Raw genomic sequence first — 26,359 nt, 5'->3', positions numbered from 1 at the left:
ATTTAAAAGCTGGCGATGACTTACTCTCACATGGCAAGTGCCACACTACCATCAGCGCTAAGAGGTTTCACTTCTGAGTTCGGGAAGGGATCAGGTGGTTCACTCTTGCTATTGTCGCCAGCAAACTGTTTTGGTTTTGGGTGGTCTTACGTTTTTTGCCACTTAGTACCGAAAGAGTTATTAACGGATTAGTTTAATCGAGTCGGTATTGTAACTAGTTTTGACACTAAATCAAGTTATGTATTGAATTTATCTTGAATACAACAACTGTTTGGGTGTTGTATAGTCAAGCCTCACGAGCAATTAGTATTGGTCAGCTTCACACGTCACCGTGCTTCCACACCCAACCTATCAACGTCCTAGTCTCGAACGGCTCTTTAGAGGAATAAATTCCTAGGGAAATCTTATCTTGAGGTAGGCTTCCCGCTTAGATGCTTTCAGCGGTTATCCCTTCCGAACATAGCTACCCGGCGATGCGACTGGCGTCACAACCGGTACACCAGAGGTTCGTCCACTCTGGTCCTCTCGTACTAGGAGCAGATCCTCTCAAATTTCCAGCGCCCACGGTAGATAGGGACCGAACTGTCTCACGACGTTCTAAACCCAGCTCGCGTACCTCTTTAAATGGCGAACAGCCATACCCTTGGGACCTGCTTCAGCCCCAGGATGAGATGAGCCGACATCGAGGTGCCAAACACCGCCGTCGATATGAACTCTTGGGCGGTATCAGCCTGTTATCCCCAGAGTACCTTTTATCCGTTGAGCGATGGCCCTTCCATACAGAACCACCGGATCACTAAGACCTACTTTCGTACCTGCTCGACTTGTGGGTCTCGCAGTTAAGCGCGCTTTTGCCTTTATACTCTACGCGTGATTTCCGACCACGCTGAGCGCACCTTCGTACTCCTCCGTTACTCTTTAGGAGGAGACCGCCCCAGTCAAACTACCCACCAGACATGGTCCTCGCCCCGGATTACGGGGCAGAGTTAGAACCTCAACATTACCAGGGTGGTATTTCAAGGACGGCTCCATACAAACTAGCGTTCGTACTTCAAAGCCTCCCACCTATCCTACACAAGTAAGGTCAAAGTTCAATGTCAAGCTGCAGTAAAGGTTCACGGGGTCTTTCCGTCTAGCCGCGGGTACACTGCATCTTCACAGCGATTTCGATTTCACTGAGCCTCTGCTGGAGACAGCGCCGCCATCATTATGCCATTCGTGCAGGTCGGAACTTACCCGACAAGGAATTTCGCTACCTTAGGACCGTTATAGTTACGGCCGCCGTTTACTGGGGCTTCGATCAAGAGCTTCGCTTACGCTAACCCCATCAATTAACCTTCCAGCACCGGGCAGGCATCACACCCTATACGTCCACTTTCGTGTTTGCAGAGTGCTATGTTTTTAATAAACAGTTGCAGCGGCCTGGTTTCTGTGGCTGCCAATAGCTCAGGGAGCAAGTCCCATCACCGTCAGCAGCGTACCTTCTCCCGAAGTTACGGTACCATTTTGCCTAGTTCCTTCAGCAGAGTTCTCTCAAGCGCTTTGGTCTACTCGACCTGACCACCTGTGTCGGTTTCGGGTACGATTCCTGTGTAACTGAAGCTTAGAGACTTTTCCTGGAAGCATGGTATCAGCCACTTCACTGTACAAGTACAGCTTGCTATCAGTTCTCAGCATAGAGTACCCCGGATTTGCCTAAGATACATGCCTACAACCTTCCACCTGGACAACCAACGCCAGGCTGACTTAACCTTCTCCGTCCTCTCATCGCATTACACAGAAGTATTGGAATATTAACCAATTTCCCATCGACTACGCCTCTCGGCCTCGCCTTAGGGGTCGACTCACCCAGCCCCGATTAACGTTGGACTGGAACCCTTGGTCTTTCAGCGAACGGGTTTTTCACCCGTTTTGTCGTTACTCACGTCAGCATTCGCACTTCTGATACCTCCAGCATACTTCTCAATACACCTTCATCGGCTTACAGAACGCTCCCCTACCACTTGACTTAAAGTCAAATCCGCAGCTTCGGCACATAGTTTTAGCCCCGTTACATCTTCCGCGCAGGCCGACTCGACTAGTGAGCTATTACGCTTTCTTTAAAGGGTGGCTGCTTCTAAGCCAACCTCCTAGCTGTCTATGCCTTCCCACATCGTTTCCCACTTAACTATGATTTTGGGGCCTTAGCTGGCGGTCTGGATTGTTTTCCTCTTGACTACGGACGTTAGCACCCGCAGTCTGTCTCCCGGATAGTACTCATTGGTATTCGGAGTTTGCATCGGTTTGGTAAGTCGGGATGACCCCCTAGCCGAAACAGTGCTCTACCCCCAATGGTATTCGTCCGAGGCGCTACCTAAATAGCTTTCGGGGAGAACCAGCTATCACCAGGCTTGATTAGCCTTTCACCCCTATCCACAAGTCATCCCCTGGCTTTTCAACGACAGTGGGTTCGGTCCTCCAGTTAGTGTTACCCAACCTTCAACCTGCTCATGGATAGATCGCCTGGTTTCGGGTCTATACCCAGCAACTAAACGCCCTATTAAGACTCGATTTCTCTACGGCTCCCCTATGCGGTTAACCTTGCTACTGAATATAAGTCGCTGACCCATTATACAAAAGGTACGCAGTCACCGAACAAGTCGGCTCCCACTGCTTGTATGCATGCGGTTTCAGGATCTATTTCACTCCCCTCACAGGGGTTCTTTTCGCCTTTCCCTCACGGTACTGGTTCACTATCGGTCAGTCAGGAGTATTTAGCCTTGGAGGATGGTCCCCCCATATTCAGACAAGGTTTCACGTGCCTCGCCCTACTCGTCATCATTATGTGTGCCCTTTCGTGTACGGGAATATCACCCTCTACGTTCGCACTTCCCAGAGCGTTCCACTAGAACACACATAACTTAATGGGCTGATCCCCGTTCGCTCGCCGCTACTAAGGGAATCTCAATTGATTTCTTTTCCTAAGGGTACTGAGATGTTTCACTTCCCCTCGTTCGCTTCATAAGCCTATGTATTCAGCTTATGATACCCGCCTTATAGCGGGTGGGTTCCCCCATTCAGAAATCTCCGGATCAAAGGATATTTGCCGCCTCCCCGGAGCTTTTCGCAGGCTATCACGTCTTTCATCGCCTCTGACTGCCAAGGCATCCACCACATGCACTTAATTACTTGACTATACAACCCCAAACAGTCGTTACACCTACAAGTGGGTGTAGCAACAGAATCAATGTAAACATTAATTCATACAGCTTGTTGTTTCGTGAACTTAATCACCGTACAGCTTCAATCTAAATTCATATACCAAAACGCTTGATTCAGTGTTTTTGCTAGTTCTCATTTCATTCAACTTAAACATCGAAACGTTTAAATCAAAGAATGAGTGAACAATTTATTTCAGACTCAATTCTACTAATCTGTTAATGATTAACTACCACCTCGTCGGTGCGTAGTAAACTGTGATAAATCACAGAGATTAATAAACCAGTCAACTTGGACTGTATTCACTAAACTCTATAATCTTCTTAGCTTAAATTCTCGGTCAAAGCGTTGCTTTGTTTTTCCTCGAATTTGGTGGAGACTAGGAGAGTCGAACTCCTGACCTCCTGCGTGCAAAGCAGGCGCTCTACCAACTAAGCTAAGTCCCCAGCTTATCACTTAATGAACGACATATCTTTCAATCCAAGCTACTGCAATCAGATTTGGTGGGTCTGACAAGACTTGAACTTGTGACCCCACGCTTATCAAGCGTGTGCTCTAACCAACTGAGCTACAGACCCTCAGATACATCTTCGAAGAACAACTTGTTGTGGATTCTTACCAGTCACCAATCTTTCGTTAAGGAGGTGATCCAGCCGCAGGTTCCCCTACGGCTACCTTGTTACGACTTCACCCCAGTCATCGGCCACACCGTGGTAAGCGTCCTCCTTACGGTTAGACTACCTACTTCTGGTGCAACAAACTCCCATGGTGTGACGGGCGGTGTGTACAAGGCCCGGGAACGTATTCACCGCGGCATTCTGATCCGCGATTACTAGCGATTCCGACTTCATGGAGTCGAGTTGCAGACTCCAATCCGGACTACGATCGGCTTTTTGAGATTAGCATCCTATCGCTAGGTAGCAACCCTTTGTACCGACCATTGTAGCACGTGTGTAGCCCTGGTCGTAAGGGCCATGATGACTTGACGTCGTCCCCGCCTTCCTCCAGTTTGTCACTGGCAGTATCCTTAAAGTTCCCGGCTTAACCCGCTGGCAAATAAGGAAAAGGGTTGCGCTCGTTGCGGGACTTAACCCAACATCTCACGACACGATCTGACGACAGCCATGCAGCACCTGTATGTAAGTTCCCGAAGGCACCAATCCATCTCTGGAAAGTTCTTACTATGTCAAGACCAGGTAAGGTTCTTCGCGTTGCATCGAATTAAACCACATGCTCCACCGCTTGTGCGGGCCCCCGTCAATTCATTTGAGTTTTAGTCTTGCGACCGTACTCCCCAGGCGGTCTACTTATCGCGTTAGCTGCGCCACTAAAGCCTCAAAGGCCCCAACGGCTAGTAGACATCGTTTACGGCATGGACTACCAGGGTATCTAATCCTGTTTGCTCCCCATGCTTTCGTACCTCAGCGTCAGTATTAGGCCAGATGGCTGCCTTCGCCATCGGTATTCCTCCAGATCTCTACGCATTTCACCGCTACACCTGGAATTCTACCATCCTCTCCCATACTCTAGCTTCCCAGTATCGAATGCAATTCCCAAGTTAAGCTCGGGGATTTCACATCCGACTTAAAAAGCCGCCTACGCACGCTTTACGCCCAGTAAATCCGATTAACGCTCGCACCCTCTGTATTACCGCGGCTGCTGGCACAGAGTTAGCCGGTGCTTATTCTGCGAGTAACGTCCACTATCCTAGAGTATTAATCCAGGTAGCCTCCTCCTCGCTTAAAGTGCTTTACAACCAAAAGGCCTTCTTCACACACGCGGCATGGCTGGATCAGGCTTCCGCCCATTGTCCAATATTCCCCACTGCTGCCTCCCGTAGGAGTCTGGGCCGTGTCTCAGTCCCAGTGTGGCGGATCATCCTCTCAGACCCGCTACAGATCGTCGCCTTGGTAGGCCTTTACCCCACCAACTAGCTAATCCGACTTAGGCTCATCATTTAGCGCAAGGTCCGAAGATCCCCTGCTTTCTCCCGTAGGACGTATGCGGTATTAGCATTCCTTTCGGAATGTTGTCCCCCACTAAATGGCAGATTCCTAAGCATTACTCACCCGTCCGCCGCTAAGTGATAGTGCAAGCACCATCACTCCGCTCGACTTGCATGTGTTAAGCCTGCCGCCAGCGTTCAATCTGAGCCATGATCAAACTCTTCAGTTTAAAATCATTAGTAGCTTATGGCTACAAATCTTGGCTCATCAATTTTCTGACTAAAAATTCGCTCAAATAAACTTCGAGAAATTTCTACTCTTCAATCAATGAAATATTTTCGATTGATTAACTAGTAAAAATCCACACAAGTTGTTCTTCTATTCTCTTAATGATCTTCTCGATGATTCGTCATCATCAAGCTAGGTCGGCTATATTACTCTCAATTTCTTAAAAGTCAACAGGTAATTTAGATATTTAGCAAACTTATCAATCAACCCAAGAATCCAACCTTTCCAGCCAAATCCTTGTTTCTCAACAAGTTTTTATCTGCATCACCGCCGATGGATGTGCATTCTACAGCATTCACAACACAACACAACCCCCTTTCTCAACTTTTTTATTCGAGTGTGTATTTTTTGAACGCACCAGTTACTTTTAATGCTTTTTCTTTGTGTTTAAGAACTTTTTTTAAACAATTAAGTCCAGTAGAATATGTCTCTTGCTTCACACTTTTTGGCACTTTTGATTGAAAATACGGTTTGCTGGTAAAAAGGCTCGATATTTATTGCTTGCTGCATCTTTTGCTGCGAGCCCGTTTTGCTATGCCATTTCTACACATAACTTTTATGAATTGGCTTTGTCGATATTAAGTTATAGCAAATGGACCAACACAAGTCGTCCGACGATCTGTGTGATCGACAATCCAGATGCAGCAAACCAGTTTCAAGCCAATATTCGTCAGCTTGCTTATGAATATCAAGTTCAGGCTGTCGCTGCTAAAGACTTTCAAAGAACAGAATGTCATGTTGCCTATTTCACAACAACCTCACCACAACAACAGCAAAACTTGATTCAGGCCTATCCTTCTCGATCATTGCTTTCCTTAAGTACCAACAATCCTGCTTGCGAAGTGGGGAGTATTTTCTGCTTATACAATAAAAAGACGTTTTCGACCTTTAAAGTGAATTTGGATGCATTAACTTATTCCAAAGTCCATATTGATCCTCGTGTTTTACTTTTAGCGAAGAATGCGGGGTAAGACAGTGATTTCAAATTTATATCAATCAACCTCCTTACACGCGTTATTCCGTAAATCACAGTTTGCGATTTTTGCCATTACCTTCGTCATCTGTTCTTTTACTTTTGCCACAATTTCCATGTTCACCATGGAAACTTATGCAAAACAGAATTTACAGTTATTAAGCCAAACCGTTTTGGAACGTGTTCAGCCAGCCGTGGTGTTTAGAGATAAAGGCGCAATTGACCAAATCCTTGATGATTACACCAGTGAACATGCAATCCGTAGTATTCATGTTTATGATCCACAGCAACAACTCTTGGCTGAGAGTACTAAAAAAGTTGCACATACATCAGTGATGCAAGATTTAATGGATCGTTGGTTTTTACATGATCCGGTTAAGCTCATGGTGGTCCATCATAAGAAGAAAGTAGGCGAACTGGTGCTGTATGGTAGCTCTGAAAATATTTTGCATTTTTTAAAGACCATTATTATTGGTCTAGCAATTTCAATGTTTTTCATTGTGATTGCATTATTGTGGTCGGTGAATATTACTTATCGTCAAATTATGCAAGCAATCAAGCCACTCACCCATATTGCACAATTGGTGAGTGATCAAAAAGCTTATAATTTACGCTTCCCCAACAACCATATTCACGAGTTTCAAAATTTAAATACTGTATTCAATGAATTGCTAGAAGAAATTCAAATTTGGCATACCCATTTGCAAAAAGAAAATCGTCAACTTTCATTCCAAGCTCATCATGATCAATTGACGAGCTTGCCAAATCGTCATTATTTTTATCAAGAACTATTTAATATCTTTGAAAATCCGCAATACCGTCACAACTCGGCCTTATTATTTATCGACAATAACAAGTTTAAAGTGATTAATGATGAATATGGGCATTTAGCAGGTGATGCCGTTTTAAAAGAAATGGCATCTCGTTTAAGACTATCAGTTCGCCACGAGGATTTTATTGCTCGTTTAGGGGGGGATGAGTTTGCCATCATTCTTCATTCAATCCATCACGCTGATCATCTAACCGCTATTGCTGAAGGCGTTCTTGAGAGTTGCAAAGAACCTTTAGCGTTTAACGGACAAATGATTCATTTCGGTTTTAGCTTAGGGGTTGCTTTTTCTCAGTTTGCAGAGAATCCAGAGGATTTAATTATGCAAGCCGATCAAGCCATGTATAAAGCTAAAAATTTAAACCCACATTGGTTTCTTTATAAACCAGAAATTTAGGACATGTTATGCGCACTCACACCATTAAAATTTCATTTATTGCGTTGCTCTGCCTAACATTGGCTGGCTGCTTGAGTTTTGGCCCGTTGAAATATCGTCAGGTCAAAATGCTAAAAAAAGAAGGCTTTGTTCTCACTGATGAAGGCTGGACGTTGGGTCTACCTGAACGTTTGTTATTTGATTTTAACAAAGCAGAAATTAAGCCTGAACATCAACAAGAGATTGTTCGTTTAGCAACTCAATTGAATAAATATGATTTACAGAAATTAAAAATCGTGGGGCATACTGATGATATTGGTAATCCAGAATACAACCAAAAACTCTCTGAAGAACGCGCTCAAAGTGTTTCAAGCATCTTTGTAGCTCAAGGATTCAAGCAAAATAACTTGACCGTCGTGGGTCGTGGTTCACATCAGCCATTTGTTCCAAATACTTCTGATGAAAACCGCGCCAGCAACCGCCGCGTCAATGTCATCATTATCCCTTAAGTCAATCGCTTCAATAAAAAAACCGACTCAATGCAGTCGGTTTTTTATTTAAACCAATTCGATGATATCAATCGTTGGAGGTACCCGAAAACGAAACGGTACACCGACCATCCCTGTCCCCACCGTGACAAACACGTCGGCATGTTCATGGGTATAGAAACCTTTCTTATGCCCTAAGATAGAAACACGCTTCATAATATAACTGGTGATCCAAGGTAATTCGATCTGTCCGCCATGGGTATGTCCCGACAGCATTAATGGCCGTGTCGGTAGTTCCGGCACCATATCGACCGTATCTGGATTGTGCGACAAAATCAGCCAAGGTTTGTCTTGAGGTAAATCAGGCATAAAGCGCATATTGGCCTTGCCTGCCCACAGATCTCCAATTCCGATCAGACGAAACTCATCAAAATCAACAATCTTTCCCTCAATATCCATCACATTATTCTGCTCAAGTGCCCGACTTAACAAAGTTTGAATTGGAGGACCAGGATATTGTTCATCATGATTACCAGGTACTGAATATACAGGAGCTTCAATTTGCTTGAGTACTTCAAGCTCCTGCACCAAGCGATTCTCTGGTTCATACGTCCAATCACCTGCCACCACCACCAAATCTGGTTGCGCTTGATTTAACTTCTTGACCATACTTTTCAATTGCCGTTCATGCCCTGAAAATAATCCAACATGCATATCAGCAACTAAAGCCACTTTAATCGGTTGATGAAACTCGCGCTCTGAATTCAGTCGATACTGATGATGTTGAACATGAATTTGATGCGGTTCAATAAAACGCGCATAGATCAACACACTGCTGAGTAAAAAAACGAATCCTGCTTGATGGAGACTGTAATATCCAACCCAACCGGCATAAATGCTAAAAAACCACAATGGAACTAATAAATAAGACAGATAAAACGCCAATAAATGTACAAAGGCTTTAAAGGGATGGATGGTTTCTGTACGTGCTTGATGAACCCATGCTTGAATCAATGCCCAAAATGCCAGAACAGCAAAAATAAGATAAAAACCCAAAATAATACTATCCGAATTCGACATTACAGCCCTCATTAACTTTACCTTAGGGGCATACATCTCATCTTATATTTATCTTTTTCGATGAAGTGGTATACTCGAGCCCAACTTTTAATCAGTAACGATTATGACGCAATTTTCTCATTTAAATAGCAAACATACAAAGATAAGTACAAGCGCTTACAATAAAAGTATGATTGCGATTTATTGCTCAATTGCGCTTACTGTTACTGGTTGTAGTACCTTACCTAAACATAAAATCGAACCTGTCATTCAAACAACTGCACAGATTGATACCTCACAAACATCTTTGGCGCAGGTCATAAAACCCTTACAGCAACAGCATCCCGATCTCACGGGTTATCACGTTTTATATGAACCCTTAGAAGCGCTTGCAGCTCGACTACGTTTAATTGATAAAGCCGAAAAGACCTTAGATTTACAATACTATATTTGGGACAATGACAAAGTTGGAGCTTTGGCCTTGCACGCACTGATCCGTGCTGCAGATCGTGGGGTTCGAGTGCGACTACTCATTGATGATAATAATGCCAAGCACACTGAAGGCATTTTTTTAGCTTTGGCACAGCATCCCAATATCGAGGTAAAACTCTTTAATCCTTACCGTTTCCGAAAATATCGTGCAATTGATATGGTACTGGATTTGAAGCGCATTAACCGTCGCATGCACAATAAGAGCTTTATTGCGGATCATCAGGTTGCTTTGATTGGTGGTCGCAATATGACCAATCAATATTATAACGTGAGTGATACCTATCAATTTTCTGATGTGGATGTGATGTTGTTTGGTACGGCTGTAAATGATATCTCCAAATCATTTGATGATTACTGGAATCATGAATATGCCTATGATGTCCGAGAAGTAGTGAAACAAAGTGCTCACCGCTTAAGCTATGAGAGTCTTAAAGAGCAACTTGATGAGCACTATAAACGAATCACTGTACAAAACTATGTCGATTTAACCAGTCGCTCCCAAGCCGTCGATGCCCTCATGGATCGGGATATTTCACTCGACTGGGTCAAGGCAGAAGTGGTCAAAGACTCTCCAGATAAAATTAAATCCAAAGCAAAAAAAGAAGAACATCTCAACTTCCAGTTAATTAACCATCTCGAACAACCCGAAAAGAATATCGATTTAATTTCTGCTTATTTTGTTCCCGAAAAGAAAGGGACAAAAATTTTAAGTGATTTGGCACAAGATGGGATCGAAGTCAGAGTATTAACCAATTCTTTTAAAGCCAATGACGTAGCAGTGGTACATGCTTTTTATGGTAAATACCGCCAAGAACTGCTGGAAAATGGCGTACAGCTGTATGAGTTTTTACCTGCTTTAGATAAAAGTGATCTGGATAAACATACCGAAGATCTGGCCAAAAAAGCCAAGGTGAATATCAAAGGTTTAAGTCGTTCGAGTCTACATGCCAAACTGATGGCACTCGATGAAAAACAGGTCTTTATTGGTTCTTTTAATTTTGATCCACGATCGGCCTATTTGAATACCGAGATTGGTGTCTTACTGAATAGCCCACCCTTGGCACAAGCAGTGCATGCCACTATGGATCAAAACTTAAAAACCTATGCATATCGTTTGGTTTTAGATGCCAACAAGAAAATCACCTGGCAACGTGAAACGCCACAAGGTCCTCTGATTTATACCAAAGAACCCAAGATGAAATGGTGGCAAAGAGCAGGCATGAAAGTGATTTCATGGCTGCCAATTGAAGGGTTTATGTAGTTTCCAAGCTTTCTGGCAGCACGGAGAGTACTTTTCGCTGCAAGCGCTCTAGACCAGCGCGCATTTGGCGGTCGACTTCCTTGGTCAGCGTTTCTACCGTATGCCCTTCGACTGGAATCGCAGGTAAAGTCAGTAAATGTGCCGTGACTTTAGGCATTTCCAAAACACGTTGCACATGTTCAGCAAAGGACATCTCGCCAATAAACGGCGCAACCAAATCCAGTTCACCCTGTTGATTGACATAGCAAATCACACAAATCTGTACAGGTCGCTGTGCTTCAATTGCTGCGCCTAATAAACGTCCGTGTACTTTTTTCACTTTACTACCATCAGTTGTGGTGGCTTCAGGAAAGAACAGCACAGGAATATCTTGTTTTAAAAATTCAGTAATTTGCTCACGGATTCGAATCGAATCCCCTGAGCCCCGCTTAATAAATAAAGTTCCGCCACCCTTTGCCAAGTTGCCTAAAATAGGCCACTTTTCCACTTCAGCTTTGGCTAAGAAAAAGATACGTGCACCTGAGCCTAAAACAGCCACATCCAACCAAGAAATATGGTTGCTGACCCATAGGGCCGGTTCACGCGGAATAGCACCATGCACTTCAACTTCAATATTAAAGACTTCACACAAACGGCGGCAGAAATACTGCACATAGCGAGTATTGACAGGATTATTTGGATCTTTATATAAACCATGACGGTAAATAAGATAAAAACCTTCACCAATCGTCTCTAAACCTGCGACTAATTTTTTACTGTATAAACCAAATTTTGAAAACAAACTTAAAGGAGTATGATTTACTGTTGTTGCTTGTTGAGTCATAAATTCTTAAAACCGTACGCATGTATGCACGTATGCATTGAATTAACCCTGTTATATCATGCCGATATTGCCTTATAGAAGTTTCCTTCATAACAAAAAACGAATGTGAGCATAAATTTTTTCAATTTTAAAAGATTTATTAGATCAAATATTATAAATAAATCGAATTTACAGATTAAAAGGTGATGTGATGAACCCGCAAAGCACGACATCTGAAACACAAACCACCATTCCTTATGGCTATGCCTTAAGAATGTTTTTGGGATGGTCGATTCTATATATGGGTACCTTAGTCGGATTCATTGAACTGGTCCGTCGCAATATCATATAAATCCGCGAAGCCTTTGCCCTTTACTTGAAGTTTATTCTAGAATAAGACTTTAAAAATAAGGATTTCATAAGCACGTGGAAAATTTTGAGCAGCGTCAAAGCGGTGAACGGGCAATTTTAGTCAGTGTGTCTGTTCAACTCCTCGATGATCTTGATGCTGAAGAGTTTCGATTGCTCGCTCAATCTGCTGGCGCTGAAATCCTTGAACATCTGATTGTGCAACGCAATAAACCTGACCCGAAATTTTTTATCGGTTCAGGCAAGGTAGATGAGATTGCTGAGTTGGTCCAGACCCTCGAAGCGGAATTGGTGATTTTCGACCATTCACTGTCACCAGCCCAAGAGCGTAATCTTGAACGAATTCTGAAATGCCGTGTGATTGACCGTACAGGTTTAATTCTGGATATTTTTGCGCTACGCGCACGCACCCATGAAGGTAAATTACAGGTTGAACTGGCTCAACTTAAACATTTATCTACCCGTTTAATTCGTGGTTTTACTGGTAATCTCGAACAACAAAAAGGTGGCATTGGCTTACGTGGACCAGGTGAATCGCAACTGGAAACTGATCGCCGCTTAATCCGCGTCCGTATTACCCAACTCAAAGATAAACTGATTAAAGTACAGCAAACCCGCTTACAAGGTCGTGCGGCACGTCAAAAAGCAGCCATCCCGACCATTTCTTTGGTGGGCTATACCAATGCTGGAAAATCAACCTTATTCAATATTCTGGCCAAAAGCGATGTCTACGCTGCCGATCAACTGTTTGCAACCCTTGACCCAACCTTACGTCGTTTAGATTGGGACGGTATTGGTACTGTTGTACTGGCTGATACGGTCGGCTTTGTTCGTAACCTGCAACATGATCTGGTTGAGTCGTTCAAAGCCACTTTAGAAGAAACGCTAGAAGCAACGCTGCTCTTACATGTCATTGATAGCAGTAGTCCGAATATGCCTGAACAGATTGAAGCCGTAGAGTCGGTCCTCAAAGAAATTGGCGCTGACGCCCCGATTTTGCATGTCTACAATAAAATTGATCTCAGCGGTGATGCCGCCAAAATTATTTATAAAACAGCAGACGTCCCTGATCGGGTCTATGTATCTGCCCATTCAGGTCAAGGACTCGAATTACTCAGCCAAGCGGTGCAACAATGCCTGATGGGGCAATTACAACAATTTGACTTAGTGTTAAAACCCGCTTACGGTAAATTACGCACACAACTTTATACGCTGAATGTGATTCAATCCGAACAGTATGACGATCAGGGTGATCTGCATTTGTCGGTGTGTATTGCCCCTCATAAACTGGAACAACTCATCAAACAAGCGCATTTACCATTAGACGAAATTCTTGGAAAAAAAGCTTCCTTATTTCAGCGACCTTTGGAAGAATTTGAGATCGATCATCCATCACAATAATTGCGATCAGCCATCGTTCAGATAAACGAGAGTAACAAAGAAAATGAAGAATATTGATTGGACAGCTTGGTTTGGTACGATTCTCTTAATCATTGTCTATCGTGAAGGGGCTGTCGCGATCACAAAGGCTTTAGGTCATCCTGAACTGGGCAATTTGGTCGGACTGATTGGCTTATTAGCAACCCTGTTAATTTGGAGAAGATTTAAAAAAATCTCTAATCGTTTAATTGATACCAATAACAAAATCTTAAAAGAAAGTGCATTTGCTTTTCTACCGATCTGTGCAGGCTCATTAATCATGTTGGTACATATGGGCAAAGAAATTCCTGCATTTTTATTTATCTTAACTTTCAGTACGTTATTGCCATTATGGATTTATGCCAAAATGGCGAAGCGTTGGTTATAAGGAGCTGATCTATGTCGATGGTTATTTATGGCTTCGTGATTACCCTCATCAGTTATCTTATTGCCAAACCACTCAATCAAAAAATGCCTCAGGTTCCGCTGATTGTGTTTGGCATGTTTATCGTGATTGCATTCTTAGCCATCTTCGGTATTCCTTACCAACAATATATGGATAACGTGAATGGGGTATTCAATCACCTGCTTGGCTATGTCACGGTTGCTTTGGCCATTCCATTAGCCGCCATGCGTTATGATGACCTACCACTGAAATCAATGATTGGCATCCTATGTTTCGCCAGTATCAGTGCGGTTGCTTTGCCGATGGGCTTGGCCTATTTACTGCACATGTCTGAGCCAACGATTATGGCTTTTGCGACACGTGCTGTGACCACCCCCATTGCCTTGAACATTGCAACACTACTGCATGCCCCTTTAATGATGGTGACATTGATTGTGATTTTATCGGGTGTGATCGGGGCTGCATTCTCCCCGTGGATCTTAAAACATATTCATGATGAACGCGCTTCAGGTCTGGCCTTGGGTTTAGCTGCGCATGCGATTGGTACTGCGCAAGCATGGCAACGTGGTCCAGTTACAGGACGCTATGCCGCCTTTGGTATGGCAGTAAATGGTGTATTTACAGCCATTTGGCTGCCAACATTTATCCTGTCTTTATCTTAAAATTTGCCTCAAATATCACATAAAGATTGAACTAGTTGTCAGATATCCTCCATAATGTAAGCTTAAACGTTAAAAGGATTTTTAATGATGGGCAAACAATTATTAAGTGCGTTACTTTTATCTGCGGTGAGCAGTTTTACTTTTGCAGAGGATATTACGGGGCTCTGGCAAAGTATTGATGATAAAACGGGGGCGCCTAAGGCATTGGTTGAAATTCGCAAAGAAGCGAATGGCACCTATGCAGGCAAAGTAGTCAAAATTACTCCACGTACAGGCTATACACCGAAAGAAACCTGTGTGGACTGTCCTGCACCCTATACCAATAAACCGATTGTTGGTTTAGATGTAGTGACAGGGCTAAAATATAGCGAAGGCCTAAACTATACCAATGGGCGTATTTTAGATCCTAATACAGGCAAAATTTATAGTATGAAGGCCAAACTCAGCGCCAATGGCAAACGTTTGCATTTACGTGGTTATCTCGGTGTTTCTGCTTTGGGTCGTAACCAGATCTGGATTCGTGCAGAGTAAAATCAATAAAATTTTGAGCCATGATACGCACTTTTCTTTGATCAAATTGATATCGGTTCCAACAAAAAAAGCTTCTTCATACCCTTATAAGATGAAGAAGCTTTTTTATTTAACCAAATAAACCAAATTAAATTAATCTGAACCGTGCTTGATCATTTGCTCTAGATGCACTTGCCAAGCTTCAGGTCGACCTAACCAAATCGTGCTATCTAAACGCTGGATTTGGCGATTTGCATGACTCAATATAAATGTCGGGAAACCACCGCCACCGATACGGTTAAGTAATGCATGACTCTTGCCAAAGTGCTGCTGGATTGCCAGTCCAGCTTGCACTTGCATTGCTGCCTTGAACAGATGAATGTCTAAACCCATTTCTATGGCGATATCATCCAACACAGAGAAATCGGCAATACGTCGACCTTCCAGATAATGTGCTTGCTGCAAACGATGCAACATGTCTAAACCACGCTCGGCAATCGACTCAGCTGCGAGTATCGCAATCGTCGGTGGTTCTGAGTCCAGTATTGCAGTCATATCATTCAACAAAATTTCATGGTAGGCATCACCAAAAGTTTGTCCACTGAGTTGTGCGATACGGAGATCATTGGGTTTAACATATTCACGCCACGCTGGTGTGATCATTTTACGACGACCATTGGCAGCGGTCATCATGCCTCCACCGTGTAACTCAATTTTCAAACCTGGTACTTGACGTGCCGCTTCGACCAAAGGTGCAACGGCATAACACCAACCACATAAAGGGTCGAAAATATAATGTAATGTCGCAACAGCATCATTGGCTTTGGTTTGGGTATTGATTAAGGCCATTGTAATTCCCCTTTCACCACTTTAGCGCCTAACTCCAAATATGAACGATCTGCCAGATCTGGATAATGCTTCAACATGGCAGCAATCAGTGCATCAGCCGTCTCAGATGTATTCACTTCTTTTTCATAAAGCTCTAAATACGCTTGCATAAAGGCCACAGATTGAATCGTATAAGGTGGCTCACCATCATTACTCAGTTGGTAGTGGCCTGGTATAACCAGCTCAGGGTTTAAAGATTGAATATGTTCTAAGGTTTTCAACCAGTTTTGACGAGAACTTAATGTTGCTGTGTCCGCCATCCACACATGTTGATTCGCTTGTACAGGAATCCCCCCAACAACCGCTTTCAATGAATCGATCCATACCAAACTACGCGCTGGGGTTGCACCATCTAAACCAATAATTTGTAATGTATGACCTTCTAGCTCAAAGCGATCACCGTCGAGCACCTCAGGTACTAGAATCGCTTTCGGTACATTGTCCTTAAGTTGTGGTCCCCAGTATGCAAGTTTGATTTCTTTGGTTGCCTCAATTGCAGCAACTGTAGGGGCAGAAGCAATAATTTTAGCCTCTGGAAAGGCTGTATGCAGTGTATCTAGACCGAAATAATAGTCTGGATCGCTATGACTAATATAGATGGTCGTTAATTTACGTCCACCCGCTTTAATCTTTTCAACCAACGCTTCTGCATCATTTCGCTGGAACTGAGCATCAATCAATACAGCCTCGCGCTCACCAGAAATGAGGACTGAAGATACTGGAAAAATAGATGCAGGGCCCGGATTAAAAACATCGATAGAAAGAGAATGAGTCATGATGAATTACTCCTTTTAAACGTAAAATTGGAATAAAACCAATATATGCTCATTTAATCGCGCTAAAAACCGTTTGAAATGAGCTTATTTGTTGCATAAAATGAACAAATAGGACTTATCTCATGGATCACTCAATGGATCGTGTTACTGCCTGCTTCGTATTTATTGCTATTGTGGAACGTGGCAGTATGACTGCAGCAGCAGAATCATTAGATCTCTCACGTGCCATGGTGACCCGTTATCTCTCCGTAATGGAACAATGGGCAGGTGCGCGTCTGCTCCATCGCACAACCAGACGCTTGAGCCTTACTCCTGCGGGCGAGGCAACCCTGCTGCGCTGTCGTCAATTATTAGACATTGCCAATGAAATCCCTTCAGCAGTGGGTGATTTAAATGAACAGCCAAGCGGTTTATTACGAGTAAGCTGTTCCCAATCTTTGGCACAAGATGTGCTCACTCCTGCGATTACAGACTTTTTGCTTCGTTATCCGAAGACCTCAGTGGATCTACATATCAATGACCGCATCGTTAATTTGGTTCAAGAGCGCATCGACCTTGCCATTCGTGTAACCAACGAGCTTGATCCTAACCTCATTGCACGTCCACTCGGAAAATGTGCCTCAGTGGTATGCGCTGCCCCAGCTTACTTAGCAAAGCATGGGATTCCACGCACACCTGAGGATTTAGCGCTACACAATTGCATGCCCTACACACATTTCAACAAAAGCTTATGGCAATTCAATGGTCCAGAAGGTGTTACAGAAGTTCTGGTCGGTGGCAATCTGAGTGCCAACGAATCTAACGTCCTCTTAAGTGCCACCTTACAAGGCACAGGTATCGCGATGTTACCCGCTTATGCAGCTCGACCCGGGATTGATGATGGACGTCTTGTGCTACTCTTAGCTGAATGGCAACCACAAACACTCGGGATTTATGGTGTCTACAATACACGCCGCCAAATGTCGGCCGCATTACGTGCCTTACTCGACCTCTTGGTTGAGCGCTTTGCAGATCCGCATTATTGGACTTCAACCTAGGCGGCATCCTGACTAAAATAAACGTTTCATGCGAATTTCACAGACCTGTTCAGCCTGTTATCGCCCACAGTCAGAAACGCTTAAAACCAGTAAAAGTCGAAATTTTTCGGTTCTGAGGACTTAGATTTTTATCGATCAGAAGCATAAAAAATTGATTGAAACTTCAATTATAAAAATTTACAACTGTAAAATAATGATTGAATCTGTAATTAGAAATCCGAAATAATAGCAAGACATCATGGCAACAAGGGGGCTTGAACATGAACAATTTGCAAAAACTGATTTCTTTTTTCTTTCTTTTTACCTTAAGTCATTTTGCTTTTGCTCAAGATATTAGCGGGATTTGGCAAAGTGTGGACGATGTAACCGGTGCACCCAAAGGACAAGTTGAAATCACACAAGAAGCGGATGGTTCCTATACAGGTAAAATTATCAAAATTACCCCACGTACTGGCTATACACCCAAAGAACTTTGCACAGGCTGCCCTGCACCTTATACCAACAAACCGATTTTAGGTTTGAATGCCATCACCAAGCTAAAACATAAAAAAGACCTTACCTATACGGGCGGGAAAATCCTTGATCCCAATAGTGGCCGTGTCTATAGCCTGACGGCAAAACTGAGTTCTAATGGACAACGTTTGCACTTACGTGGTTATGTTGGTGTCTCAGTATTGGGCCGCAGTCAAATCTGGATTCGGGTCAACTAAATACAATAAAAATACTCATAAAAAAGCCCTGTATCACACAGGGCTTTTTTATGGCTAGAACACTGCAGCTGTTAACGAGACTGCAACTTCGAGTAATCTAACAAGACATTTGCGGCTTCATTAATGAAGGTCTCTTCTTCAGGCAATGGCGGACGTAAGTGTGCTTTCATTTTGGCACGCGACTCTACCAAGGCATCGATCGAAGCTTGGTAGCTTTCCCAATTTGCATAAGGTGCTAAACCTGTCGCACTACGACGCTGGTTTTCGGCATTTAGGGTTTGTTTCTCAAGATCAATCAACTCGGCACGACGTTGATCAATATCGAGCACCACTTTCTTCTGATCTGAAGTTTTCTTGGCAATTGCTTTACGTGCTTCTAAATATTTAAATTGAGAATCAGCTGCAACACGTTGCTCAGACAACTGGGACAATTTTGCCACATAAGGTTGAACAGAGCCTTCTCGCTTAAATGGTGCAGTTGGAATGGTATCCCACTTCAAGGCATTCTTCGCTTTACGCTCCCCAAACTCTTCATTATAGATATCAACCAACTTGATATCTGGGATCACACCTTTATTTTGGGTACTGCCACCGGTAATACGATAGAACTTACGCTGAGTTAACGTCGCCTGACCATAAGCCAAAGAGTCTAATTGAACCTGTGCTGTTCCTTTACCAGTCGTAGTACTGCCAATGATAATCCCGCGCTCATAATCCTGAATCGCAGCAGAGTAAATCTCACTTGCAGATGCTGAGGCCAAATTCACTAAAACGGCCATTGGACCTGCATAGATCTGCTCCCCCCCATCAGTATCTTCAAATACATTGACGTTACCGTTACCATCACGGATTTGCACCACAGGACCAGACTTAATCACCTGACCGAGCATACGCGCCACTTCTTCTAAAGAACCACCTGGATCATTACGTAAGTCGACAAGAATACCTTCAACTTTTTGTGCTTTGAGTGACTCTAGAGCCTTCGCAGTATCTTCAGAGACTGAACGATATTCAGTACCCGCACGACGAGAGCGATAGTCAAAATAGAACGATGGGATTTCAATCACACCAAAGAGATGCTTTTTACCATCACGGGTAATTTCAACGGTACGTGAACGCACACCCGCATCTTCTTCTTGAATAATGTCACGGGTTAAGGTCACATTACGTGCTTGACTCATCGAAGCACCAGCACCCAGTAAACGTACCACCACTTTGGTACCGCGCTTACCACGAATCAATCCCACGATTTCTGAGCTTGGCCAGCCAATCACATCGACCATTTTCTCGCCATCTTGAGCCACACCAATAATGCGATCACCTGATTTTACCTGACCCGATTTACTGGCTGGACCACCCTCAACGATGGTTTCAATTTTGGTGTAATCTTCATTACCACGTTCAGGACGAATCGAAACCCCAATTCCTTCCAATTGCAAAGTGGTCTGGCGGTTCAGCTCCATCGCATCAATCGGTGGATAGTAGTTACTGTGTGGATCATAGGTTGCTAACATGGCATTTAAGGTTTTATCCAGCACATCATCGCTTTTAACACGGCCAATACGTTCTAACTGACGGGTATAACGTTTCGTCAAGGTTTGAACAGGGGTTAAGTCCTCAGGCCCAGTTAAATCCTGACCATTCGCCAGTGATGGGTCTGCTTTCAGCGCTTTTTGCTTGGCCTGCTCTTCTTCTTTACTAATGGTTAAATTGATCAGCTGTGACACCAACATTCTTTGCCAATGCTGTTGTTGCTCAGCTGTAGTTTTAAAATACGGCGCTTTTTCACGGTCCGTATCGAGATAGACATCTTTTTGATTCAGGTTCTGCGGCTTTTTCAACTCAGCCAACATAAACTCATAGAATTGTTTCAAACGATCACGATATTGCGCATGAATCAGAAAAGGTCCCGTTAAATTACCCGCTTTTAATGAACTACCAAATGTTGACCCATATTTTTTTTGATAGTCTTCTACTTCGCTGCTTAAAAATAATGAATGATCTGGATCAAGACTATCCAAATACATATTCAAAATACGGTTTGAAGTGGTTGCGTCGAGGCGCATATTTAAATAATGCTGACGATCAACCAATGTGGCTAACTGACGTGCAACCAAGGCCTGTTCTTGTGATGGCTTGATTACCGTTGAAACGACAGGTGCCTCAGTCGCCGCAAATGCCTCATTCATGGTATGAGAGAAAAATAAACCACCAGTCGCGATTGCAACTGCACACGCTATCATTTGAAGTTTCATAAAATTTTGGTACTTCCTTGGATATGGCAATTATTACATGTGGACGTGATTAAAATGAACATATTTCATCCAAGCACTTCACAACATGTAAAACTCATCGGTCACCCTAAATAAATGACCAACAAGCACTTATCATCAATATCATGTAGTTTTATCATATTCTGTACTGACAAAATGTAGCAAATCATTGCACAATTTAGCTATCGTTTTTTTCATCAAATTTTTTATCAAAAATCAAACGGAATCCTTATGATCGGCGCGTTGATGCTGGATATTGCTGGCACAGAACTTACTCAAGAAGATATTGAACTATTACGAGCTCCGCAAGTCGGTGGCATGATTTTATTTGCACGAAATATTGAATCCCCTCAACAAGTCCGTGCCTTAACCGACCATATGCGTCAAATCCGTCCAGAGATTTTGATTGCCGTTGATCAGGAAGGTGGTCGCGTCCAACGCTTAAGACAAGGCTTTACGCTACTTCCAGCAATGGGCCGATTGGGTGAGCGCTATCTCAGCAATCCACAACAAGCAATTGAACTGGCTGAACAATGTGGCTGGTTAATGGCGACTGAAGTCCTCGCGGTCGGTATTGATTTTAGCTTCGCCCCTGTTTTGGACCTGAATGACGTGAGTGATGTGATTGGTGATCGTGGTTTTGCCAAAAACATGCAAGACATCGTGCCGCTGGCTGATGCCTTTATGCGCGGTATGAAACAAGCAGGCATGGCCACTACGGGCAAACACTTCCCTGGTCATGGTTCAGTCAAAGCTGACTCGCACGTTGCCGCTGCAATTGACAGTCGCTCATACCAAGAAATCTACGACAAAGACATGCAGAGCTTTATCAAGTTGATGCCTCAACTAGATGCATTGATGCCTGCTCATGTGATCTATGATCAAGTTGATCCAAATCCAGCAGGCTTCTCTCCGTTCTGGCTACAAGAAATCTTACGCCAACAGCTTAAATTCGACGGCGTACTCTTCTCAGATGACTTGAGTATGCAAGCGGCCTGTGTCGCTGGCGGTGCCGATGCTCGTATTCAAGCGGCTTTAAATGCGGGTTGTGATATGGGCTTAGTTTGTAATGACCGTGCGGCTGCATGTACTGCATTGGATGGAATCCAGACGCTGGCGTTACCAAATCAGCAACGTTTAGAGCGTATGCGCGGCAAAATTCCAAATATCCAAATCGGTACGACATTGACCTTAGACGATGAAAACTGGCACAGCGTCAGAAAAGTCATTGAAGAGTTTAAAAATTCATTCTAACTTTACTTAGATTTCTTCATCGTTTTATTAACATAATGGAATCTTGCCGAGTGCTCATCTGATTGAAGGATTTTGCCTTCGGCTCGACTTACTTTTCAGGGATGAAAAGTAAGCAAAAATCCTTTGTTAGGCTGAGGGTACATCCTTGTAACCCCAGCCCAACGGCGGCATCCATGCCGCCCCACGATAGTAAATAACAAACCTAAAATCGGATTTGGTAGAAAAATCTCAACTCAAAAAAGCGATTAATTTTATATATCTCAATTAGGAAAAATAGAGTCTAGGACAGATGACACAACAACTTTCGAAACACCGCCACATTTCATTTACCGCACACTACACTGGCTATATCTGGTATCAAATGGGGATTTCACATCCAGCACTGGCAACCGCCAAAGGAAAAACTTTAGCCGCCTTAGTTCATCCAATTGAAAGTTGGGCTGAAAAATATGTCGGTGGTAGCATGCGCACCACGCTCAAACAACGTCACAGCATGCTCGACAACCAGTTAAAAGAATTGATTGAGCAGCATCCTGAGCTACAAGTGCTTGAAATTGCTTGTGGTCTATCGCCACGTGGTTGGTGGTTTAGACAACATTATCCCAATATCACTTACCGTGAACTAGATTTACCTGACATGGCCGCCACCAAACAGGCAGCACTACAACAAATTGAAAATAATGTAGATGAAGTTCTATCTGTCGACTTATTTACCGAAGCCTTTGCTGCTGCATTTGAGGTATTTGATCCTCAACGTCCATTGGTGATTATCAGTGAAGGGCTGATCAATTACTTTGAAAAACCAATGTTACAGCAGCTCATCCAAGCCATTGCCAACTATGGTCAGGGTTTTAAAGCATTGCACTATTTAACTGACATCTATCCGGAACCAACCCAAAACAAATTAGCAACGATTATCTGGAACAGCAGCCGTTTACTCAAATGGATGTCTCGCAGTGCGTTTAGCTTTCATTTTCAAACCCCTGCCGAAATCGAACAATTTTTCCAAGAAGCAGGCTTTAATCAAGTTGACGTCCTGCAACCAAAGCAATTTTTTGAACACGCAGTCCTCGAAAATACGCAGCAACATTTAGGTGACTTGGTCTGGATGATCCAAGCGACCAATAAATAACTCGACCAAAAAGAAAAGTGGCAAATTGCCACTTTTTTTAATTCTTGAATACCCGTTATTCAGTTGGCTGTTGACGTTGAATAAAACGAGTCAAACGCTCTGCGATATCAAAATTACCATGTTTAAATAAGATGCGCAGTCCTTGCTCAGTTGCATCAAAGATTAAACATTCAATTTTAAACTCACCTTCTTCATCTGCTAAATGCAGTGCTAAATCACGCGGATGTTGATTGATAAAATCAAGCTGTTCAAGATTATGCAGTTTTAAATACACGCCAAAGAAAGTGATATCAACAATCTTCACATCCACTTCTGTCTCAAGATGGCGATGCGACAATTTACTTTCAGGCTGTAATACTGAAATACGTTCTTCACCACGGCGCTCAATCTGCTGCATTTGTTCACGGCTCATTGGGATAATGCCATCTAAATTGTCGATGGATTCTCCTTTTAAGAAGGTGGTAAACAAATTCATGGTTTCTTTACGGCGCTGGAGTTGCGGCACGTGATCTGCGTTGGCAATTAAAGCGAATTGCATATCCTGACACTGCAGTGCAAAATCTGCATTTTCATGCGGTAAAGTAAAGCTGTCATACTGCCCTGCTGCAACCAATGTTTTACATTGGGGTACAGGGACATCACTTAAACGTAATAAACGATTGCAGTTGATTTCATAACGCTCACGTTCAGTTGCACTAAACTCCGCCATCTGTCTAAAAAACAAACGCTTTGCTGTTGGCGACATCCTGGTTTTATCGAGTTTAGCGTGATTCACCAAATAAAGAATCACGGCTTGGCCAAACTCTTCCATGCGGTTTTCACGCATTAAGTGCAGCGACTCTTCTAGCAGCATGCGCCAGCTTTTACGGGTCTTCTGCATCACCCCCATCAACACCATACGATCAATCAATTCAGGGCGTTGATCTGCAAATGACGAGGCCACGACAGAACCCAATGACATGCCCATCACAGAAACTTTATCAATGCCAACAATATCCAGCCATTGACCAAGCATTTTAGATAAATCAGGTAGTTCCAGAATTCCAGCAGACTCACCTGTATCAACATTGCGAATTTGTTGATTCGCTCCCATTGAAGGTAAATCGATTAAAATAACGGGTCCACTCTCAAAGAGTTGCTCAACACAATACTTATAAGAGTTAAAATTTTGAAATGCGCCCCCGACAATTACAATTGGCGTGTTGTAGATCGTTTTCGGATCTGCAATTGCCATATATTCAATTTTCCAACCATCAATCCACGTAGTACGTGCTGGCTGCTTAAAACTGTTTTTATTGTAAATGTCGAAAAAACCAAAGCCTGTGTAGGTATGATTTATATCCGAGTCCATTTGGATAATGGAATTCATGTCCTTCCTCCATCCTTGTTTATTTTTTTGTTGCAAGAATCTCATTTTCAGCGATTTCTACTTGCAAGTTAACAAATTTATAAAATTTGTATTACATTTATCCTATACTTTTTCATTCTATACATATGCACGTTTTATACGCAATCATTTCCTTAACCACTTATCTTGTTTAGAACATTAATCTTTTGCAAAATATGTAATCTCAGCTTTAGATTCAATATCTTCGTCGCACTAAAATAAAAACTTTTGCGCCAATTAACGCTTCATAATTTTTTGAATTGTCAGTTCAGCCTATTCATTGTTCAGCCGTTGACTGTTACTATCTTTATAAATACATGCAAATCTCAAACTGCTATGCAAGATTCTATTCAAAATTATATGCAACAGGTCGGTGCTCAAGCACGTCAAGCCTCTCGTATATTAACGAGCGCGTCGACACATTTGAAAAACCATGCCTTATCTGCAATCTATACGGCTTTAGAAAATAATCAAGCCCAAATTTTAGCAGCCAATCAAATTGATATGGACAATGGTCGTCAGCGTCAACTCGACAGTGCTTTGCTTGATCGTTTAGAACTTACCCCTGCGCGTTTCAAAGGCATGCTGCAAGGCTTAAAAGATGTGATTGCCTTAATTGATCCTATTGGAGAAATTACCGATTTAGCCTATCGCCCTTCAGGCATTCAGCTTGGAAAAATGCGTGTGCCTTTGGGTGTAATTGGTATGATCTATGAATCAAGACCCAATGTGACCCTTGAAGCAGCGTCATTGGCTTTGAAATCTGGCAACGCGATTATTTTACGTGGTGGATCAGAAGCACTTGAATCCAATAAAGCCATTGCAACTGCAATTCAACATGGCCTACAAATCTCGGGTTTACCTGAACATTCCGTACAAGTGATTGACACCCCTGATCGTGCCGCAGTGGGTCATCTGATCACCATGACTGAATTTGTGGATGTGATTGTGCCGCGTGGTGGTAAAAGTCTGATTGAACGTATCAGTAATGAAGCACGTATTCCGGTGATTAAACACTTAGATGGCAACTGCCATGTGTTTGTTGAAGCACAAGCGGACTTACAAAAAGCCTTACCAATCGCCCTGAATGCCAAAACGCATCGTTATGGCGTCTGTAATGCCATGGAAACCTTATTGGTCGATGAAACCATTGCAGAAGAGTTCTTACCACGGATTGCTGAACTTTATGCTGAAAAACAGGTTGAATTACGTGGTTGTGCTGAAACTCAACGTATCTTAGGCGTATCTGTAAAAACAGCCACAGAGGAAGATTGGTATACCGAATATCTTGGTCCTATTCTTGCAATCAAAGTGGTCACTGGTATGGATGAAGCGATTGAGCATATCAATAAGTATGGTTCACACCATACCGATGCGATTATTACTGAAAACTTTAGTCTAGCCCGTGAATTCTTAGCACGTGTGGATTCAAGTTCAGTCATAATCAATGCTTCAACCCGTTTCGCTGATGGTTTTGAATATGGTCTAGGTGCAGAAATCGGCATTTCAACCGATAAAATCCATGCCCGTGGTCCAGTTGGTCTCGAAGGTTTAACCTCACAAAAATGGATCGTTTTTGGTGACGGTCAAATCCGCCAATAACAAAATCGAGTATTTGTACACAGAAACACGATAAAGGCCATTCAATTGATCTTTATCGTGTTTTTATATATTTGCATACAAAAATAATGATAAAACCAACAGATCAATCAAAAGAACCGAGCATTTCCAAACTATACTCAATAGGTTGATTTATAAACGGGTTGTATAGGCTAAAGTCTATCTTCGCCAAGACGACATCCCATGTTAAAACATTGCGCTTGA

General features: G+C 43.0%; 20 protein-coding genes, 2 tRNA genes and 3 rRNA genes. 14 read left to right on the top strand and 11 right to left on the bottom strand.

Translation table 11 applies throughout. From position 1 onward, the window contains the following. Positions 1 to 7 precede the first annotated feature (7 nt). The 5 genes from rrf to F993_RS00025 form a co-directional block, all read right to left on the bottom strand. Positions 8 to 122, bottom strand: a 5S ribosomal RNA gene (gene rrf, locus F993_RS00005). A gap of 160 nt (positions 123 to 282) precedes the next feature. Then, a 23S ribosomal RNA gene (locus F993_RS00010) occupies positions 283 to 3,174 on the bottom strand. Positions 3,175 to 3,568: 394 nt separating this feature from the next. Beyond that, positions 3,569 to 3,644, bottom strand: a tRNA-Ala gene (locus tag F993_RS00015). 55 nt (positions 3,645 to 3,699) lie between these two features. Further along, positions 3,700 to 3,776: transfer RNA gene (locus tag F993_RS00020), tRNA-Ile, on the bottom strand. A 59-nt stretch (positions 3,777 to 3,835) separates the two neighbouring features. Continuing rightward, positions 3,836 to 5,373, bottom strand: a 16S ribosomal RNA gene (locus F993_RS00025). Together the 16S, 23S and 5S rRNA genes with 2 tRNA genes alongside form the textbook arrangement of a ribosomal RNA operon. Positions 5,374 to 5,929: 556 nt before the next feature. On the opposite strand from F993_RS00025, the gene F993_RS00030 reads away from it, so the two are divergent. Genes F993_RS00030 through F993_RS00040 form a run of 3 tightly spaced genes read left to right on the top strand, consistent with a single transcriptional unit; the run spans position 5,930 to position 8,119 of the window. Continuing rightward, a complete protein-coding gene (locus F993_RS00030) occupies positions 5,930 to 6,403 on the top strand; it encodes a regulatory sequestration protein YfiR (protein WP_004657892.1) in 474 nt (157 codons plus the stop codon). A gap of 4 nt (positions 6,404 to 6,407) precedes the next feature. Then, positions 6,408 to 7,631, top strand: a complete 1,224-nt coding sequence (locus tag F993_RS00035) for a diguanylate cyclase DgcN/YfiN (RefSeq protein WP_032812794.1) — start codon at positions 6,408 to 6,410, stop codon at positions 7,629 to 7,631. Positions 7,632 to 7,639: 8 nt separating this feature from the next. Next, entirely contained in the window at positions 7,640 to 8,119 is a 480-nt protein-coding gene (locus tag F993_RS00040; protein ID WP_004657887.1) for an outer membrane lipoprotein YfiB, read from the top strand. Positions 8,120 to 8,167: 48 nt separating this feature from the next. Here F993_RS00040 and F993_RS00045 read toward each other — a convergent pair whose 3' ends face one another. Further along, complete coding sequence (locus F993_RS00045) at positions 8,168 to 9,178, bottom strand: metallophosphoesterase (RefSeq protein ID WP_004657885.1); 1,011 nt, start codon at positions 9,176 to 9,178, stop codon at positions 8,168 to 8,170. A 169-nt stretch (positions 9,179 to 9,347) separates the two neighbouring features. On the opposite strand from F993_RS00045, the gene F993_RS00050 reads away from it, so the two are divergent. After that, positions 9,348 to 10,910 (top strand): phospholipase D family protein, encoded by a 1,563-nt coding sequence (locus tag F993_RS00050; protein WP_407637364.1) that lies wholly within the window; start codon positions 9,348 to 9,350, stop codon positions 10,908 to 10,910. Here F993_RS00050 and F993_RS00055 read toward each other — a convergent pair. Continuing rightward, positions 10,903 to 11,733, bottom strand: coding sequence for a lysophospholipid acyltransferase family protein (locus tag F993_RS00055; RefSeq protein WP_004657883.1), 831 nt, complete (start codon positions 11,731 to 11,733; stop codon positions 10,903 to 10,905). The genes F993_RS00050 and F993_RS00055 overlap by 8 nt on opposite strands. A 190-nt stretch (positions 11,734 to 11,923) precedes the next feature. Here F993_RS00055 and F993_RS20585 point away from each other — a divergent pair, with 190 nt between their 5' ends. From F993_RS20585 to F993_RS00075, 5 genes are all read left to right on the top strand, one after another. Further along, positions 11,924 to 12,064 carry a hypothetical protein gene (locus F993_RS20585; RefSeq protein ID WP_004657881.1) on the top strand — a complete coding sequence of 47 codons (141 nt, stop codon included), beginning with the start codon at positions 11,924 to 11,926 and terminating at the stop codon, positions 12,062 to 12,064. 74 nt (positions 12,065 to 12,138) lie between these two features. After that, on the top strand, positions 12,139 to 13,482 hold the full coding sequence (gene hflX / locus F993_RS00060) for a ribosome rescue GTPase HflX (protein WP_004657863.1): 1,344 nt from the start codon (positions 12,139 to 12,141) through the stop codon (positions 13,480 to 13,482). Positions 13,483 to 13,525: 43 nt separating this feature from the next. After that, a complete protein-coding gene (locus F993_RS00065) occupies positions 13,526 to 13,888 on the top strand; it encodes a hypothetical protein (RefSeq protein ID WP_004657861.1) in 363 nt (120 codons plus the stop codon). A gap of 11 nt (positions 13,889 to 13,899) precedes the next feature. Next, positions 13,900 to 14,568, top strand: coding sequence for an LrgB family protein (locus F993_RS00070; RefSeq protein WP_004657859.1), 669 nt, complete (start codon positions 13,900 to 13,902; stop codon positions 14,566 to 14,568). Positions 14,569 to 14,655: 87 nt separating this feature from the next. Next, positions 14,656 to 15,099, top strand: coding sequence for a DUF2147 domain-containing protein (locus F993_RS00075; protein ID WP_016541492.1), 444 nt, complete (start codon positions 14,656 to 14,658; stop codon positions 15,097 to 15,099). A 132-nt stretch (positions 15,100 to 15,231) separates the two neighbouring features. Here the strand turns inward: F993_RS00075 and F993_RS00080 are convergent, their stop codons facing one another. Then, positions 15,232 to 15,927: a DsbA family protein gene (locus F993_RS00080; RefSeq protein ID WP_004657856.1), complete on the bottom strand. Its 696-nt coding sequence runs from the start codon at positions 15,925 to 15,927 to the stop codon at positions 15,232 to 15,234. After that, complete coding sequence (locus tag F993_RS00085) at positions 15,918 to 16,742, bottom strand: MBL fold metallo-hydrolase (protein WP_004657854.1); 825 nt, start codon at positions 16,740 to 16,742, stop codon at positions 15,918 to 15,920. The genes F993_RS00080 and F993_RS00085 overlap by 10 nt, the downstream gene beginning before the upstream one ends. 122 nt (positions 16,743 to 16,864) lie before the next feature. On the opposite strand from F993_RS00085, the gene F993_RS00090 reads away from it, so the two are divergent. After that, entirely contained in the window at positions 16,865 to 17,779 is a 915-nt protein-coding gene (locus F993_RS00090) for a LysR family transcriptional regulator (protein ID WP_004657852.1), read from the top strand. A gap of 260 nt (positions 17,780 to 18,039) precedes the next feature. Next, complete coding sequence (locus tag F993_RS00095) at positions 18,040 to 18,489, top strand: DUF2147 domain-containing protein (protein WP_004657849.1); 450 nt, start codon at positions 18,040 to 18,042, stop codon at positions 18,487 to 18,489. A gap of 71 nt (positions 18,490 to 18,560) precedes the next feature. Here the strand turns inward: F993_RS00095 and F993_RS00100 are convergent, their stop codons facing one another. Next, entirely contained in the window at positions 18,561 to 20,744 is a 2,184-nt protein-coding gene (locus tag F993_RS00100) for a carboxy terminal-processing peptidase (RefSeq protein WP_004657845.1), read from the bottom strand. 249 nt (positions 20,745 to 20,993) lie between these two features. On the opposite strand from F993_RS00100, the gene nagZ reads away from it, so the two are divergent. Together nagZ and F993_RS00110 are read left to right on the top strand one after the other, a co-directional pair. Further along, complete coding sequence (nagZ, locus tag F993_RS00105; protein WP_004657843.1) at positions 20,994 to 22,016, top strand: beta-N-acetylhexosaminidase; 1,023 nt, start codon at positions 20,994 to 20,996, stop codon at positions 22,014 to 22,016. A 289-nt stretch (positions 22,017 to 22,305) separates the two neighbouring features. Then, the gene (locus tag F993_RS00110) at positions 22,306 to 23,148 is read left to right on the top strand and encodes a class I SAM-dependent methyltransferase (RefSeq protein ID WP_004657842.1); all 843 of its coding nucleotides are present in this window, start codon (positions 22,306 to 22,308) and stop codon (positions 23,146 to 23,148) included. A gap of 55 nt (positions 23,149 to 23,203) precedes the next feature. On the opposite strand, the gene F993_RS00115 is transcribed toward F993_RS00110, so the two are convergent. Beyond that, positions 23,204 to 24,517, bottom strand: a complete 1,314-nt coding sequence (locus F993_RS00115) for an alpha/beta fold hydrolase (RefSeq protein ID WP_004657840.1) — start codon at positions 24,515 to 24,517, stop codon at positions 23,204 to 23,206. A gap of 354 nt (positions 24,518 to 24,871) precedes the next feature. Between F993_RS00115 and F993_RS00120 the strand changes: the two genes are divergently transcribed. Then, complete coding sequence (locus tag F993_RS00120; protein ID WP_004657838.1) at positions 24,872 to 26,137, top strand: glutamate-5-semialdehyde dehydrogenase; 1,266 nt, start codon at positions 24,872 to 24,874, stop codon at positions 26,135 to 26,137. Positions 26,138 to 26,359 lie beyond the last annotated feature (222 nt).

The organism is Acinetobacter proteolyticus, assembly GCF_000367945.1.
In the GTDB taxonomy this organism is placed as follows: Bacteria; Pseudomonadota; Gammaproteobacteria; order Pseudomonadales; family Moraxellaceae; genus Acinetobacter; species Acinetobacter proteolyticus.
The sequence above is the reverse complement of the archived record's forward strand: the minus strand, read 5'-3'. Positions and strand labels throughout refer to the sequence as shown.